Origin of the sequence: Bacillus sp. AFS015802 (assembly GCF_002561455.1) — a bacterium.
Taxonomy (GTDB): domain Bacteria; phylum Bacillota; class Bacilli; order Bacillales; family Bacillaceae_B; genus Rossellomorea.
Window position 1 is genome coordinate 159911 of sequence record NZ_NTUP01000013.1, and the last position, 15647, is coordinate 175557.

Sequence of the window (15647 nt, forward strand, 5' to 3'; positions counted from 1 at the left end):
AGGCGGTCATCCCCATGAAATTGATCATTGATCCAATTTTAACTTTGCCAGGGCATCAGCTAAAGCGGTATTGACAGGCTCATCCTTTTGCTGTGTTTTCAAATATTTATTAACATCCCTTTTTGTTGCTTTACTATTCTTTTCTTTCTTTCTTCGATCATTGAATGTGGATAGCTTCTCTCTATGTCCACATACACAGGTGAACATCTGCCCTTCCCCTTCTCCTCTTAAATCGAGACGTTTGTGGCAATTCGGACAGCGGGCATTTGTTTTCTTACTGATATTTTTCCGATGACCACATTCCCGGTCTTGGCATACCAGCTTCTTTCCATGTTTATTTTTGATTTCCAGCATTAAATTCCCGCAGTCCGGGCATTTCGTACCAGTCAGGTTATCATGGGAGAATTTCTTGCTGGAATTCTTGATTTCACTGACGGACTTCTTAGTGTAATCTTTGATTTCTTTCAGGAATTCCTGTTTCTTAAGAGATCCATTGGCGATTTTTTCAAGCTTCTGTTCCCACTCTGCGGTCAAAGTAGGCGACCTGAGTTCGGCAGGCGCGAGATCCAATAGTTGCTTCCCTTTAGAAGTAATGTGGATGTCTTTCCCTCTCGGTTCTATGACACCGGAATTGAAGAGCTTTTCTATGATATCGGCCCTCGTCGCAACGGTACCCAGTCCCCCTGCCTCATCTATCGTGGCAAGTAAGTCTTTATTGCTTGCTTTCATGAACTTTTTGGGATTCTCCATGGCGGATAATAGCGTACCCTCATTGAATCTGCCCGGAGGATTTGTTTGCCCTTCCGTTTCTTTAATAGAAAGAACAGCATACGTGGCCCCTTCATCCATTTTCGATAGTAGCTGATCTTTCTCAGAATCAAAATCGTACACTTCTTTCCATCCGGCGTCTACTATCCTTTTCCCTTTTGTCTGAAATGACACTGAGCCGATTGTTGCTGCTACAGTCGTTTGTTCATACTGATACGGAGGAAAGAAGACGGCCAGGAAACGCTTGACGATTAAATCATAAATTTTTCTTTCCCTGTCCTGTAATCGCTGAAGGGAAGGAGTTTCCTCTGTTGGTATTATCGCATGGTGATCCGTCACCTTTTGATCATCCACGTACGCCTTTGACAGCTGCATCGAACCCTGCAATGCACTGTGGGCCATCTTACGGTAAGGTTGAACATTCACCGCTTTCAATCTGTCCTTAAGCGTTGATACCATATCGCTCGACAGATGTTTACTATCTGTCCTGGGATATGTGACCAATTTATGCTGCTCGTATAATTTCTGCATGATCGAAAGCGTTTCTTTAGCAGAGAAACCAAAGATTTTATGTGCATCTCTTTGCAATTCAGTCAAATCATACAGGGAAGGTGCGTAGGTTTTCTTCAATGCTTTCTTCAATGATTGTATAAGGATTTCCTTCCTGCCTTTTAATGATTCCATGATATGAGTGATTTCTTCTTTAGAGAACGTTTTTGTATCGTTATTTTTCCCGTTGGACCATATAAATGTTCCCCTATCCGTCACAGCCTGTATCCCGTAATAGGATTGCGGGGTGAAATTCTTTATTTCTTCCTCTCGTTGGGCAATGATGCTCAATGTTGGTGTTTGAACACGTCCGCATGACAATTGGGCATTGTGCTTGGTTGTCAGGGCTCTTGTTGCATTCATCCCCACGTACCAATCAGCTTCGGATCTTGCCTGTGCTGCAGCATAAAGATTTTCATAGTTTTTCGCATCTTTAAGCCTCTGGAATCCGTCCTTGATGGCTTTGTCGGTTACAGATGAAATCCATAATCTTTTCAGCGGCTTGTTCACACGTGCTTTCTCGATGATCCAGCGGGCAACCAGCTCACCTTCACGGCCAGCATCGGTGGCAATGACGATTTCCTTAACATCCGTGCGGTTCATTTGGGCTTTGACTGTGCTGAACTGTTTCCCTGTTTTCTTGATGATGACAAGATTAAGGGACGGTGGGAGCATGGGAAGATCCTCGAGCTTCCATGATTTATATCGATCGTCGTAGCTTTCAGGTTCTGCAAGGGTCACCAGGTGTCCAAGAGCCCAAGTGACGATATAATCCTTTCCTTCCAAGAATCCATTTCCACTTTTCGTACATTGAAGTACTCTGGCAATATCTCTACCGACAGAAGGTTTTTCTGCCAGGACCAAAATCTTTTTCATGTGAAAAATCCTTTCATTACTGGGTCTATATTTTCTATATCTTTTCTATTTTAACATACAATAAATAGAGTAGTGCATTTTGGTTCACGTCATTAGGGAGATTGTACTATACTTATACATGGTCGATTTTAATAAAGGAGCTAATGAATTTTGCAGCATGACATACACAAAGGCTCCATTCTTCCCAAAGAAGCCTGGGGCCTCTTCATCATCCTATTAATCAGTTTACTATCAAGAGGGTTGGGCACCCTTTTTCCACTGATCGGCAGCTTGTTATTTGCGATCTTGATCGGGTCGATCCTCCAAAACACAACAAAACTCCCGAAAGCTTTCGATCCGGGAATACAGTTTACTTTGAAGGTACTATTGAAAGTGGCCATCGTTTTTCTGGGTGTCGGATTGAGCCTTTATGATATTCTCCATATCGGTCAAAGAGCTCTATGGGTGATATTTTTCTCTGTCACCATCGGCATTTCAGTGACTTATGTAGTCGGGAAATGGCTCCGTATCGATAAAAGGTTGAGCTTATTGATCGGTATCGGCACCAGCATATGTGGAGCCACAGCGATCTCAGCCGTTAAAGGGATCGTCGGTGCTAAAGAGGACGAAACCGCTTATGCATTATCAACGATAGTCTTCTTTAATTTAATTGCATTTGTTACGTATCCCATCATCGGGCACCTTCTCGACATGTCTGATCTATCGTTCGGGATCTGGGCGGGTACGGCCGTACATGATACTTCTTCGGCGGTTGCCGTAGGTTACGCATATGGAGACGAAGCAGGTGAAGTTGCGACGACGGTGAAGCTTGCCAGAACATTATTTCTGATTCCTGTTATGTTTATCCTTCCGTTTATCTTAAGGAAGAAAAGTACAGGGGGATCTCATTATAAGAAGGCCTTTCCGTGGTTCATATTTTTGTTCCTGGCCGTGTCGCTGCTTCATACGTTTGGATTGATTCCAATGACCATTGAGTCATACCTTAAGAGTTCGTCCAAGTTCATGATCATCATGGTGATGACTGCTGTGGGTCTTCAAGTAAAAGGAAAAGATATCATCCGTCTAGGAATTAAACCTCTCCTGACGGGATTGATCGCTTCTATCACATGCGCTGTCATCAGTTTATTGCTTATCCTCTAAGCGAAAACCTGACTGCAGTAATTACATTTCCATAAAAAAAGAGCATCTGCACAGATGCCCGTTGGTTCATATCCATTTTCCGACTGCTTACGTGCTAAGAAGAAAAAAACTAGGAAGAGGCCGTCTTCCTAGTCTATTTTATTCTTCGTCGCCTTCTAAGAAGTCTGGGTCTAACTCTTCAAATTCTTCATCATCCAAGTCGCAATCCCAGTCTTCATCGTCACAACCTTCTGGATTTACAAGGACACATACTTTCGTTTCTCCGATAACTTCCACAAGGAATTCACGTTCGACGTGAACGATGATTTTGTTACCGTTTGGTGAAATGACCGCTTCGCAGCAATTCGGCTGTTGCAGTACTCGGGCACATACTTCAATGTCGTCCAGGCAATCAGGGTCACGGTATTTCAATTTGATGCAATCTGTATACTCTACTCTTTCGGTTACAACAGATGTCTTTGTGTTGTCACTGTGAGAGTACCATACGTTGATTTCGTATGAACCGTGAACTTCAACCTTCTTGCCTACTTTGTGTGCTTCATACTGATGATTAATGATCCAGCAGCCTAAAATGCTCGATGGATTATGCGGCGGGCAAATCGTATGATGAGACTGTGTAAATTTACGTCCCTTCGCTACGACCGCTTTAGTAATAATCTCTCTATATTCTGCCATTCGAGCGAACCTCCTCATTCATTTTCAATTCATCTTATGCGACTATCTAGGTGTTTGTGCGAGTAAATTTAATTACATGATGGGATTGTTGCGAGATAATGTATTGTATGCGAATACCCATTGAATGTTCCGGGATGCACGACTTGGCAGCATAGAAAAAGTGGAAAAACACACACAAAAAAAGACCTTTGCAGGAAGGGGGGATATCCCCTTTTAGCAAAGGTCTTTTTTTTGTCGTTTGTCGTTTTATAAATCCCCGGAGTTAAGAACAGCTTCCAGGCGTTGAGTTTTTCACATGTGATCCCGTTTCTCCACGGAGTAAGTCTCCCCCGGTGGTTTCAATGATGTGATCGGTCACATTGTTTGAAATGACCGACGCAACGATTTGCAGTAAATCATTTACATCCGTTTGAGATTCCTTGAATTGTTGAACAACCGGAATTTCATCGATTTCTTTTTCAAGGTTTTCTATTTTAGCTTCAACCATTTTCAGCGCTTCGATCTTCCCATAATGTTGGAAGTTCACGGCTTGTTTTTGTAAGCTCTTGATACTCGCGATCATTTCACGGACCTTTTGATTCTCATGGATCTGTGCTTCGGCACGCTTGAAGAAATCCACTTCTTCTGTTTCCGCAATCATTGTTGCAAGTTCCTCTGCACGCTTCATAATATCGTCTTTTGTATACTTTGCCATATTATTTCACCTCTACCGCTTCCTGAAATTCTGTTCCGATCCGGCCCTCTTCAATCATTTCTCCATCCAATGACCAAGACTTGGCATCTGTGATCTTGACTTTTACGATCTTTCCGATGGCTGTTTTAGGGGCTTTGAAGTTTACAAGCTTACTGCGTCTTGTATAGCCCGCCAGGATTTCCGGATTCTTCTTACTTTCCCCATCCACCAGTACCTCAACGATTTTTCCGGTGTATTGCTTCATCGCCTCAGCAGAATATTCTTTCACAACTGCATTCAATCGCTGCAGACGTTCTTTTTTCACTTCCATCGGTACATTGTCATTCATCTTCGCTGCCGGGGTGCCTTCCCTTGGTGAATAAATGTATGTGTAAGCGGACTCAAAGCCTACTTCCCTGTATAAGGAAAGGGTTTCTTCAAATTGTTCATCGGTTTCATTCGGATAACCGACGATGATGTCCGTCGTAAGGGCCACGTCCGGCATGGCTTCTTTAATTTTACCCACTAATTCCAGGAATTGTTCACGGGTATACTTACGGGCCATGATCTTCAGAACATCTGTTGAACCGGATTGAACCGGTAAATGAATATGCTCAACGAGATTTCCTTTCCTGGCGAGCACCTCGATTAAATGATCATCGAAATCCCTTGGGTGACTCGTTGTAAAGCGGATACGTGGAATATCCACTTTACGGAGGTCCTCCATCAGGTCTCCCAGACCGTATTCGAGGTCTTCGATATCTTTCCCGTAGGCATTCACGTTTTGTCCAAGGAGAGTGATTTCCTGATATCCTTGTGCAGCCAGGTGACGGACTTCCTGGATGATCTCCTCGGGACGGCGGCTTCTCTCTTTACCCCGTGTGTACGGTACGATACAGTATGTACAGAACTTATCACAGCCGTACATGATGTTGACCCATGCCTTGATGTTCCCACGGCGGACCTTCGGGAGGTTCTCGATGACGTCCCCCTCTTTCGACCATACCTCTACGACCATTGCCTTGGACATATACGCATCTGATAGAATCTTAGGAAGACGATGGATATTATGGGTTCCAAAGATCATGTCCACCTGTTGATAGGTCTTCAAGATCTTATTGACAACCGATTCTTCCTGGGACATGCATCCGCATACTCCAATCAGCAGCTCGGGCTTTTCCCGTTTTAAATGTTTCAAATGTCCTAATTCCCCGAACACTTTATTCTCAGCATTTTCACGGATGGCACAGGTATTTAAAAGGATGACATCCGCATCATCTGTCGAATTCGTCGCTTCATAGCCGAGTGCCATGAAAATCCCTGCCATCACTTCTGTATCATGTTCATTCATTTGACAACCATAGGTACGGATATAGAATTTCTTTCCTTCCCCGAGGCCTCTATATTGATCATCGATTGTAAAGTCATTATGATATTGAATTTCTTCTTTCCCACGCTTCTTGGCATCTTTTAACGACGGCGGGATATAGACACTTTCAAAGTACTTGCTGAAATCCTTTTCGGATTTTTGGTCCGCTGGAGATCCAGGCTTCGATTGTTGTCCATGTTTTCGCTGTTCTTCGTTCATGAAATATCCCCTTTCTACCCCCATATCCAAACCGTTTTCTTCTATTATAAAAAAGGCAGGATGATTGGGATATACATTCTTGCACATTATAATAGTATAAAGGTTTTCCGTCCCTTGTACAATAGATGGGGGTAACTGTTGTAATTTGTATACAACTGCAACTTGCAATAATGAATGCTGCCATATAGTTATTCGACTTGCAATATACAAGGATTGTATGTAAAAGGGCTAAATATCCCTTTAGCCCTTTAAATCTTCTTACATATTACTTAAATAGCGATTTATTCCTTCTTCAATAGAGATGGCTGCTTTAAAACCTAATAATCTCTCAGCTTTAGTGGTATCAGGAATACGTTTATATATCTCTATATCTGATGGTCTGATTCCATTTTGACCCAAATTCTCATGAATGATTGATGAGGCTGCAGGAATTTTTTTCTTGAGGATCTCGACAAGTTCCATTATGGTTATGGGTCGGGAGTTTCCTATATTGAAATCTTCATAAACGTCCCCTTCATATTCAAAAGCTAATAAAGTGCCCTTAACAGCGTCTTTTACATGGGTAAAACAACGAACCTGACTCCCATCCCCATAAATGGGGATATCTTCTCCTTTGATGAACTTATTAACGAATTTTGGAATAACAAAATTGGTTGATTGCCCAGTACCGTAGACGTTAAAAAATCTGACCACACGGATGATGAAATGACTGTCGGCTTTTAATCTTAGCGTTTCTTCTGCTAATAATTTTGACTTACCATAAACCGATTTTGGAACCTTTTCATCATTTTCGGCAAATGGGATTTTAATCCCATCCCCATATACCTCTGAACTGGAGGAGAATAATAATCTTTTAATTCCATTTATTTCACATGCTTTAATGATATTTATTGTTCCTTGAAGATTCACTTGTAAAACCTGGCTTTTATTTTCCAAACACTTATCAACACCAACGATCGCAGCTAAATGGATGACCCCCTCCACATCTTTCAGAGATGAAGTTAAACCATTGATGTCGTTTAAAATGTCTACTTTTTCAAATGGGACATCTAACAAAGGCTTTTGAACATCTATTATTTTCACTTGATATCCTTTATCTAATAATTCTTCTGACAAATATTTACCGATAAAACCTGCTCCTCCTATAATTGCGACACTTTTCATCGTTAGCACCTATCCTTTTTTAAGTGAGATTTTATACATTTAATGACCCTGTCCTGATCTTCCCTTGAAAGACCAGAACCTGATGGTAAACACAAGCCTTGATTGAAAAGGTCTTCAGAAACGGATTGATTTGAATAGTGCGGATAAAACTTAGAGTATTTGTAGAGAGGTTGAAGATGTAGAGGCTTCCAAAGTGGACGTGATTCAATTTTTTCTTTTTCAAGTTTTTTTATTAGTTCGAAAGACGTGATTGGTTGTATTTCCGGATCAATCGTAAGGGCAGTCAACCATCTAGAAGAAGTACTCCCCTCAAGCTCCGGCATAAATGAGACGCCTGGGTAACCTGATAGAGCTTTTTGGTAGCGTTCAAAAATAATACGCTTACTCTTTATTCTTTCATCCAACGATAATAGCTGCGCTCTTCCTACCGCGGCTAATAGATTGCTCAAACGATAATTGTATCCCAACTCACTATGTTCATGGTGAATTGCTTTATCTCTGGCTTGAGAGGCGAGGAATCTTGCCTTTTCAATCAACTCCTTATTGTTCGACATAAGCATACCACCACCAGATGTGGTAATGACCTTATTACCATTGAAAGAAAAAACCCCAAAGTCCCCTATCCCACCGGTTTTTTCCCCATGATAAGTTCCCCCTAATGATTCGGCAGCATCCTCAATTAATGGGACTTGAAAACGGTCGCATAATACTTTGATTTCATCTAACTTTGCACTCTGCCCATATACGTGAACCACTATTACTGCCTTAGGCAATGAATTATTTATTTTTGATTCATGAAGGGCCCGTTCTAATGCAACAGGCGACATACACCAGCTATCAGGTTCAGAGTCAATGAATTCTGGAATGCCTCCTAAATAGACGACTGGATTAACACTGGCTATAAAGGATAGAGTCGATACAAATACCCGGTCTCCTTTGTTGACACCACACAGTGCTAGTGCAATATGGAGGGCAGCCGTTCCCGAACTCATTGCTGCACCATCTTTAACACCGATATAATTAGATAATTCCCTTTCAAATAAATCCACGTGTGGACCTAAGGGTGTAATCCAATTACTATCCACTGCATTTTTAAGGAATTCCATTTCCTTCCCTGTTAAGAAAGGTGGTGATAAATGGATCTGTTTTTCCTCTTTTTTCATCTGATATTTTTCACTCCTTTAATGATTTAATGGGTTTTGCCGGTACACCAACTGCCGTGCAATGATCAGGCAAGTCTCTAATAGCTACACCCCCCGCGCCTAAAATGGAAGATTTCCCTATTTTTACATGAGGGATCACTACTGAACCAGCACCTATTTCTACATTTTCACCCAACTGAACGTATCCGGAAATGTTACTTCCTGGATAAATGGTAGAAAAGCTGCCGATTACCACATCATGACCAATTGTTGTTGCAATATTTATAAGGACGTGGTCACCGATGGTGATATTTGAGGTGATAATCGCTCCTGCGCAAACTATACTCCCTTCACCTATATTGGAAAAACTACCAATCTTAGCAGAGGGATGGATCAAAGTCTTAAAGATAACCGAAGGATTTATAGATTTTATCTGATTCACAACTTTTTGTTTAATGCTAGGATTACCAATTGCGCATACTACATCAATGTTACCCAAATGTTTTATCGCTGAAGTAGTCCCCAAAACCGAATGACCATTTACTACTTGTTCCTTTTTCTCTATCGAGTCATCCAAGAAACCAATCACTTCCCATGTTGCTTTGTTTCTATTAATATCCTTGATGACGTCACTTACTTCCCTTCCTAGACCACCTGCACCTATGATGACGATTTTATTCAACTACCTTACCACCTTTGAGTTTTAATAAGATAATCCCTTACATATTTTACAAATTCCCCTGCCCTGATTTCGTGAGTATGCCTGCTTCTGACCATCTCGTATGCATTTTTGGTTATTCTATTCATTTCGTCTTGATCCCCAATATAAGAAAGGGCTTTTTTCAGGAAATTTTGATCATTAATCTCCACAAAAGTTTCACCATTAATAAATCCCAAATCCCGAAGTTCTGGAGAGCCAGGAGCTAATAAGAGTGTCTTGCATGCAGGAACTTCAAAATATTTACCGATTGGATATTTAAAAACAGAATCATCTGTAAAGAACATTTTGGCACTATTGATTTTCATGGCATAACGATCACCAATTATCGCTCCCTCTTCTTCAGAAAAATCCCTATAACCCGGATGTTCATAATAATGAAACCCATGTACATCTTTCATCTCATGGACAATCTTATTTCTTAGTTTATATATTCTTGGAGATATGTGACCCATGACTAAATAATTAATAGTTTTAGGCAAACGGTAATCCTTGTATATTTCCTGATTAATGCAAAGAGGCAACCATCTAAATTTATCTAAAAAATCAGGATATCTATGCCTAAATGCATCTCTATAATGTGAAAATACTAAATCGACTTGAAAGTGATTAACAAATTTTCTAAAGTGAAATCTGTTACCATGATGCAAATCACATATCAGAACACCTTTTGGAATGTTTACACTCTTTAATCCATACAAGTATTCCTGGTTTACTCTGTAATCTATATAATGATCTATATAGATGAAATCTGGAGTGAAACTGAGTTCCTTCATTATTTCCTTTATATGCCCACCTTTTTCGATAAATCTTATGTCCACATCGGAACGTCTTTTCAATTCGTCTTTAAAGTATTCAGAATCTTTTATCAACGAGTGAGTCTTGTCCTGTGTAAAGTAAAGAATTTTAAGTTTTTTCATCCTATCTATACCTCCGAAAATGTTTTCCCTACTGCCTTCCTGAACCCAACCTGATAATTTTTGCTTCACCTTTGAAATGAGAAGAAACATTCTTAGTATCAAAAATGAGTGTAGAGTGCTCTATTATCAACTCGATTGGTATGGAGGAATGATCTGTTAAAATTAATACACAGTCCGCGTTCACTAAATCTTCTTTAGTTAGGGGTGAACTTTTTAATTCTAACTGATCAACTATAATGTTATTGATATAGGGATCATGGAAGGATACATCGACTCCCAGACTCATCAATTTTTTTATAATGGGTATAGAGTGAGATTCTCTAGCATCATTAATGTCTTTTTTATAAGCAATTCCATAAATGAATACTTTATATTTGGTATCCTTTGGTTTAGGTAGATGATTGATTAGGCTATTCACAATGTATTCTGAAATACGATCATTAATCGTTTCTGCTGCATTTATCATCGAATTCTCTATTCCTACTTTTCTAGCCTTCCAATCAAGATAAAATGGATCTACCGGTATACAATGCCCCCCCACCCCGGGTCCCGGGTAAAACGGAGTAAACCCATATGGCTTTGTACTTGCTGCAGAAATCGCTTCCCAAATATCAATATTTAGCCCATCACATAACATGGCCATTTCATTAACAAAAGAAATGTTGATAAATCGATAGCTATTTTCTAAAAGCTTGGTAAATTCGGCCACTTCAGGTGAAGATACTTCCACTACTTCATTAAAAATTTTCTTATAGAATGTTCTCACTCTCTTCAAGCACTCATCAGTGACCCCACTAATCACCTTAGGAATATCCTCTACATGTATGCTTCTTGTTGCCGGGTCTATTCTTTCAGGCGAATAACCCAAATAGATATCTTTCCCTACTTTTAAATCATTTTTCTCCAGCAGTGGTTTTAATACTTCCGTGGTCGTACCTGGATAAGTAGAACTCTCCAAGATAATCAATTTCCCTTCTAATGGCTGCTCACCTAAATTGCTCCCAACTTCTAATAAATATCTTAATTCAGGTTCCTTGTTTTTCTTTAACGGTGTAGGAACACAAATAATGATGTGATCCATTTTGGAAACTATTTCATATCCGGAAGTAACCTTGAATCTTCCCGTTCTAAATGCATCAGTTATTTGTATAGGGTCAATGTCTGTTATATAGCTCATACCATTATTTAAATCATTAATTTTCCCTTTATCAATATCCACGCCTATAACATCAAATCCTTTTTTTACTAACAATAGCGATAAAGGAAGTCCTACATATCCTAAACCAATTACTCCCACACATTGTAATTTTTTTTCTGCCATAATATTAATTTCCCCCTCCCGATTATTAATTGCTTAATAGTATATGGACAAGGAGAGTGAAGGGTGTGGTCGATTTTATCATTCATATGAAAATGAAGAAGGTATTTTTTCATTTCTTTTAACAATGTATTGATTATTCGTAGTGCAATCAAATTCTTGTATTATTACATACTATGTAAATAGGAATATTTCTTATTGATAGGAGAGAATAGCAATGGAGATATCGATATTAATCCCTTTTAATTCTGAAAGTGAAATCAGAAAAAGATCTTTTGAATGGATTAAACGTTATTATACTTTGGCGTTTCCCGAGTCAGATGTATGTGTAGGTACAAGTACAGGAAGTCTCTTTTCAAAAGCTGAAGCGGTAAATCATGCAGCATCAGTTGCTCAAGGCGAGGTTTATGTGATTGTAGACTCAGATATCATCTGTGATCCCAATATCATCAAAGGTTCAATCAAACTATTAGATACTGAACCCTGGATCATCCCTTATAACAAAGTACTCGATATTACTCAAAATAGTTCAACAGAAATCCTCAACACAGAACCACTGTGGCCACTTCCAGATGCATTAGATACCAACCCAAGGAATACTACAGGTGTTATCCCAGTTGGCGGGATCAATATTATAAAGAAGGAATGTTTTGAAAAGGTTGGGGGCTTTGACGAAAGATTTAAAGGCTGGGGTGGTGAAGATGATGCTTTTGCCTCTTCAGTAAATACTTTCTGTGGTCATTTCAAAAGAATTCCAACTAGCATTTACCACCTATGGCACCCTACAGAAAAAAGCAAAAACATACATTATCAGTCCAATTACGATTTAGCTATGCGATATTGCAAGGCACATAGAAAGAAAGAGAAGATGAAAAAAATCATGAATGAAAGAGAGGAACGTTGAAGATGAACTTTCCTTTTGAATATAATGGCCAGCTCTTATAAAATTCCGCATTTATACTAATACATTCAACCATTCTAAATGGACTTGCATGCATAGTATGAAGTGAAGGTCAATTAAAAAGGAGGAAATATGAATGAGTCACAAACCAGACCAGCATCACTGTGTGAATTTCAACAAATCAGCATCTGTAGAACAATGCGGAAACACGGACAGTCAACCTGTCGTAGTACCTGGTGGTGAAACAAGAACGATCAGTGTTCCAGTAACGTTAGCCCAAAGAGAGGTGAACAGTCATTTAGTAGCGAATATTCATTTCCCAGATCCAGTATTAGAAATTAAAGATATAAAGAAACGAGTGGAAATCGTTCAATGCCGCTTAATGACTGAAACAAGAACAAATGGAGCATTCTCTGCAGCAGGTGCAACGTACCCCCTATTCCTTAAAGGATGGGTTAGAAAAAATATCCAGTATGCATCCCCATGCCATGATTCTGACGGACAATGTGTATCATCCGAAATCAAATCATTAACAACCAGAATTCCATTTGAGTGCATGACTAGCATTACTCTGGATGCACCGGTTCAATTACCAGAAACTAACAACCGTAGTGAGTTTGATTTCTTTAGAGCTCAGGATTTAGGAAAAGGATTCCCTGAGAAGGATAAATTCCTTTCAAGTGACCTTTCTCAGTTCCATCAAAGCAGCACACAATTCTATAATCGTCTTCCATTTTGTGAAATCGTTTCAAGTAAAATCATCGAATGGGATGAAGCAACAGATCGTAAATTGTTTGGTGATAATCCTGATAGTGAAGGTTATTTCTCTCATATGATTGAGAAAATGAATCTTCGTTTTACAGTTAGAGTGCTTCAAGAACAATTAATAACAGTAGACACAGCCTTTGCACCTACTGATAGCCCTGATGATTTTTAATCATCTTCAATGTAACTAGATTTATATAGTTATGGGCAACATTACCACTGCTTTTTATTGAAGCGTGTGTGATGTTGCCTATTATTCATTACTAAGTTCATTACAGTATTCATTGTAGTTGATAAACACAAATCGGTTAACTGTACATATATTAACAAATAGAATGAAATAGGAAGGTGAGATGAACTTGAATAAACCTCCGTTAATTTCCATTATCCTTCCTGCTAAAAATGAAGGAAAAAACATTAAAACAACTCTTCAATCATTATTCTCGGTTCAAACAGGATATCCTCTTGAGGTAATCATAATTGACGATGGTTCCGAGGACCATTCTATAGCCGGAATTTCCACATATCTTAAAAAGGAAAACGTTAAATTTTATCAAACAGAGGGAATTGGACCTTCAAGAGCAAGAAATTTGGGAGCTTTCCATGCATCAGGTTCGTATTTCATATTTTGTGACGCTCATTTATTATTTGAAAATTGGTGGATCGATCAGTTAATTCAGCCATTGGTCAATAATGATACAGATGTTGTAGCTCCAGCAATAGCGGATATTCGTGATCCAAAACGGATTGGATACGGTCAAACCTTGGATGAGTATTTAAGGGTTGTATGGAATAAAAAGCAGCCCCACCTGTTTTATTCCCCCATTATTCCCGGTGGGTGTTTTGCTATCTCAAAAAAGGTTTTCAACCAAGTCGGCGGCTTTGAAACCGGCTTTCGAAAATGGGGGCATGAAGACGTCGAACTCTCCATTAAACTATGGCTTTTTGGTTTTCGGTGTTCAGTATTACCCAATGTAACGGTCCAACATTTATTTAGAAGCAAGCACCCTTATATCGTTCGAACATATGATGTGCAGTACAATCAATTAAGGATGGCTCACCTACATTTTAACGATTCCAGAATAAAAAAAATAAAACATTTCATCAGAGATTCTAAACAATTGAAACACATTGTTGAGCAGCTCTTGAAAGAAGGAATCCAGGAACAAAGAGAAGAATACCTTGAAAAACGCATGCATGATGACGATTGGTATTTCAATAAATTCAGGATTGATTTCTAATATCAGCTTTAATCCCTTTATTCTGTTTGGTGAAAAATGACAGAATAAAGGGATTTTTATATGAAACTATATATGTATTATATGAAAACTCTTTCTATATTCATCCCCTATCTCATAAATAAAACCCCGGTACATCACCGGGGTTTCACTATTTGGATGTTACTTAGCATTTAATGAAGCTTTGATTCTATCCATGATTGTCATTGGCTCATCGGCAAAATCTTCATCTTCAAATCCATCAGCCATTGGTGTTCCAGTTGGGTATGGCGTGTCTCTAAATCTCTCTTGAGTTTGCAGTAGCTTGAACCATAGATTAATATCCATTTTTTCGGTGATCTTGTTAAAGCGATTAAATCTATCAAAGTCTTTAGACAAGTCTAGTTCAAATACATCTGCATATACTAATTTACACTCAATTGGCTCATTGAAGAATTCATATGTGAACGAACCAGTTTTACAGCGGTCAGAGCTGTGCATATCGTCTGCTAAGAACTTAAATTCAGCATTATCTGAGCTTTTTTGGCTCTTATGCTGATCGACATACTCAAAAATCTTAACATCATCGCTGCAAGTAAACGGTACATCAACGCTGTAGTCACGCACATAACCACTGCATGCATCTACATATTGAATATTTTTGTGAACGACTCCGGTTACATATACTTTTACTTTATCCAGGCTGTATGGATGTTTGATCACTTCGCATTGCTTCAATGATACATTTTTCTTGATTACCTTTACTTCTCTTGCCGGTGTAGGAAGATTAATGTTAGCTTCAACATTTGCTTGTAATTTTACATGAGATAATACTACCGGGACATCAATAGTAAGGGGAGGGATGTCAAAGCCTTTTGCTTCACAAGAAACGCTTATCGGTTTTACTTTGTCACATTGTGGTGCTGGTGGGCAGCCTTTTGTGTTGTGGCATCCTGTGTTTTTCTTCATTTATTTCACTCCTTGAATTTTTTTGTCAATGCAATTACGTTTGAAAACTACCGATCAAACATAATTACCCTTGACTACTATACTCTATGAATAAATCTTGAAATGGAATGGACTAGTGTCGATGGACTATAGCATATTTTTACATTTTTATGTGATTAATCAGGTGAATGATTACTTAATGCACATCAGAGAGATGATCCCTTTAAAATCCTATGCAGAATACATAATGAAATTACACAATGAATGTCCATACGTCCTTTTAGT

General features: G+C 39.1%; 14 protein-coding genes. 4 read left to right on the forward strand and 10 right to left on the reverse strand.

What is annotated here, in order from left to right:
- Positions 1-24 precede the first annotated feature (24 nt).
- Positions 25-2193, reverse strand: a complete 2169-nt coding sequence (locus CN378_RS09735) for a DNA topoisomerase III (RefSeq protein ID WP_098351693.1) — start codon at positions 2191-2193, stop codon at positions 25-27.
- A gap of 150 nt (positions 2194-2343) precedes the next feature.
- Between CN378_RS09735 and CN378_RS09740 the strand changes: the two genes are divergently transcribed.
- Complete coding sequence (locus CN378_RS09740; protein WP_257141093.1) at positions 2344-3333, forward strand: YeiH family protein; 990 nt, start codon at positions 2344-2346, stop codon at positions 3331-3333.
- A 138-nt stretch (positions 3334-3471) separates the two neighbouring features.
- Here CN378_RS09740 and CN378_RS09745 read toward each other — a convergent pair whose 3' ends face one another.
- The 8 genes from CN378_RS09745 to CN378_RS09780 form a co-directional block, all read right to left on the reverse strand.
- A complete protein-coding gene (locus CN378_RS09745) occupies positions 3472-4008 on the reverse strand; it encodes an outer spore coat protein CotE (RefSeq protein ID WP_060673296.1) in 537 nt (178 codons plus the stop codon).
- A gap of 262 nt (positions 4009-4270) precedes the next feature.
- Positions 4271-4702, reverse strand: coding sequence for a YlbF/YmcA family competence regulator (locus tag CN378_RS09750; protein WP_098351694.1), 432 nt, complete (start codon positions 4700-4702; stop codon positions 4271-4273).
- Between the two features lies 1 nt (position 4703).
- Positions 4704-6269, reverse strand: coding sequence for a tRNA (N6-isopentenyl adenosine(37)-C2)-methylthiotransferase MiaB (miaB, locus tag CN378_RS09755; RefSeq protein ID WP_098351825.1), 1566 nt, complete (start codon positions 6267-6269; stop codon positions 4704-4706).
- A gap of 258 nt (positions 6270-6527) precedes the next feature.
- The gene (locus CN378_RS09760; RefSeq protein WP_098351695.1) at positions 6528-7433 is read right to left on the reverse strand and encodes an NAD-dependent epimerase/dehydratase family protein; all 906 of its coding nucleotides are present in this window, start codon (positions 7431-7433) and stop codon (positions 6528-6530) included.
- 2 nt (positions 7434-7435) lie between these two features.
- Entirely contained in the window at positions 7436-8596 is a 1161-nt protein-coding gene (locus CN378_RS09765; RefSeq protein ID WP_098351696.1) for a DegT/DnrJ/EryC1/StrS family aminotransferase, read from the reverse strand.
- A 10-nt stretch (positions 8597-8606) separates the two neighbouring features.
- The gene (locus tag CN378_RS09770) at positions 8607-9257 is read right to left on the reverse strand and encodes an acetyltransferase (RefSeq protein WP_098351697.1); all 651 of its coding nucleotides are present in this window, start codon (positions 9255-9257) and stop codon (positions 8607-8609) included.
- A 5-nt stretch (positions 9258-9262) separates the two neighbouring features.
- Positions 9263-10213, reverse strand: a complete 951-nt coding sequence (locus CN378_RS09775) for a glycosyltransferase (RefSeq protein ID WP_179884863.1) — start codon at positions 10211-10213, stop codon at positions 9263-9265.
- 28 nt (positions 10214-10241) lie between these two features.
- Entirely contained in the window at positions 10242-11534 is a 1293-nt protein-coding gene (locus CN378_RS09780) for a nucleotide sugar dehydrogenase (RefSeq protein ID WP_098351699.1), read from the reverse strand.
- 214 nt (positions 11535-11748) lie between these two features.
- Between CN378_RS09780 and CN378_RS09785 the strand changes: the two genes are divergently transcribed.
- From CN378_RS09785 to CN378_RS09795, 3 genes are all read left to right on the forward strand, one after another.
- Positions 11749-12435: a galactosyltransferase-related protein gene (locus CN378_RS09785; RefSeq protein WP_098351700.1), complete on the forward strand. Its 687-nt coding sequence runs from the start codon at positions 11749-11751 to the stop codon at positions 12433-12435.
- Between the two features lie 133 nt (positions 12436-12568).
- A complete protein-coding gene (locus CN378_RS09790) occupies positions 12569-13369 on the forward strand; it encodes a CsxC family protein (RefSeq protein WP_098351701.1) in 801 nt (266 codons plus the stop codon).
- A 181-nt stretch (positions 13370-13550) separates the two neighbouring features.
- Complete coding sequence (locus CN378_RS09795) at positions 13551-14438, forward strand: glycosyltransferase family 2 protein (RefSeq protein WP_098351702.1); 888 nt, start codon at positions 13551-13553, stop codon at positions 14436-14438.
- Positions 14439-14597: 159 nt separating this feature from the next.
- On the opposite strand, the gene CN378_RS09800 is transcribed toward CN378_RS09795, so the two are convergent.
- Positions 14598-15383: a CsxC family protein gene (locus CN378_RS09800; RefSeq protein WP_098351703.1), complete on the reverse strand. Its 786-nt coding sequence runs from the start codon at positions 15381-15383 to the stop codon at positions 14598-14600.
- Positions 15384-15647: the final 264 nt, after the last annotated feature.

Excerpts from the sequence above, each read along its gene's own strand:
- CN378_RS09790 (WP_098351701.1), top strand. The coding sequence starts at position 12,569 with ATGAGTCACAAACCAGACCAGCATCACTGTGTGAATTTCAACAAATCA.
- CN378_RS09800 (WP_098351703.1), bottom strand. The coding sequence starts at position 15,383 with ATGAAGAAAAACACAGGATGCCACAACACAAAAGGCTGCCCACCAGCA.
- CN378_RS09780 (WP_098351699.1), bottom strand. The coding sequence starts at position 11,534 with ATGGCAGAAAAAAAATTACAATGTGTGGGAGTAATTGGTTTAGGATAT.
- CN378_RS09785 (WP_098351700.1), top strand. The coding sequence starts at position 11,749 with ATGGAGATATCGATATTAATCCCTTTTAATTCTGAAAGTGAAATCAGA.
- CN378_RS09795 (WP_098351702.1), top strand. The coding sequence starts at position 13,551 with ATGAACTTGAATAAACCTCCGTTAATTTCCATTATCCTTCCTGCTAAA.
- CN378_RS09775 (WP_179884863.1), bottom strand. The coding sequence starts at position 10,213 with ATGAAAAAACTTAAAATTCTTTACTTTACACAGGACAAGACTCACTCG.
- CN378_RS09760 (WP_098351695.1), bottom strand. The coding sequence starts at position 7,433 with ATGAAAAGTGTCGCAATTATAGGAGGAGCAGGTTTTATCGGTAAATAT.
- miaB (WP_098351825.1), bottom strand. The coding sequence starts at position 6,269 with ATGAACGAAGAACAGCGAAAACATGGACAACAATCGAAGCCTGGATCT.
- CN378_RS09745 (WP_060673296.1), bottom strand. The coding sequence starts at position 4,008 with ATGGCAGAATATAGAGAGATTATTACTAAAGCGGTCGTAGCGAAGGGA.
- CN378_RS09750 (WP_098351694.1), bottom strand. The coding sequence starts at position 4,702 with ATGGCAAAGTATACAAAAGACGATATTATGAAGCGTGCAGAGGAACTT.
- CN378_RS09765 (WP_098351696.1), bottom strand. The coding sequence starts at position 8,596 with ATGAAAAAAGAGGAAAAACAGATCCATTTATCACCACCTTTCTTAACA.
- CN378_RS09735 (WP_098351693.1), bottom strand. The coding sequence starts at position 2,193 with ATGAAAAAGATTTTGGTCCTGGCAGAAAAACCTTCTGTCGGTAGAGAT.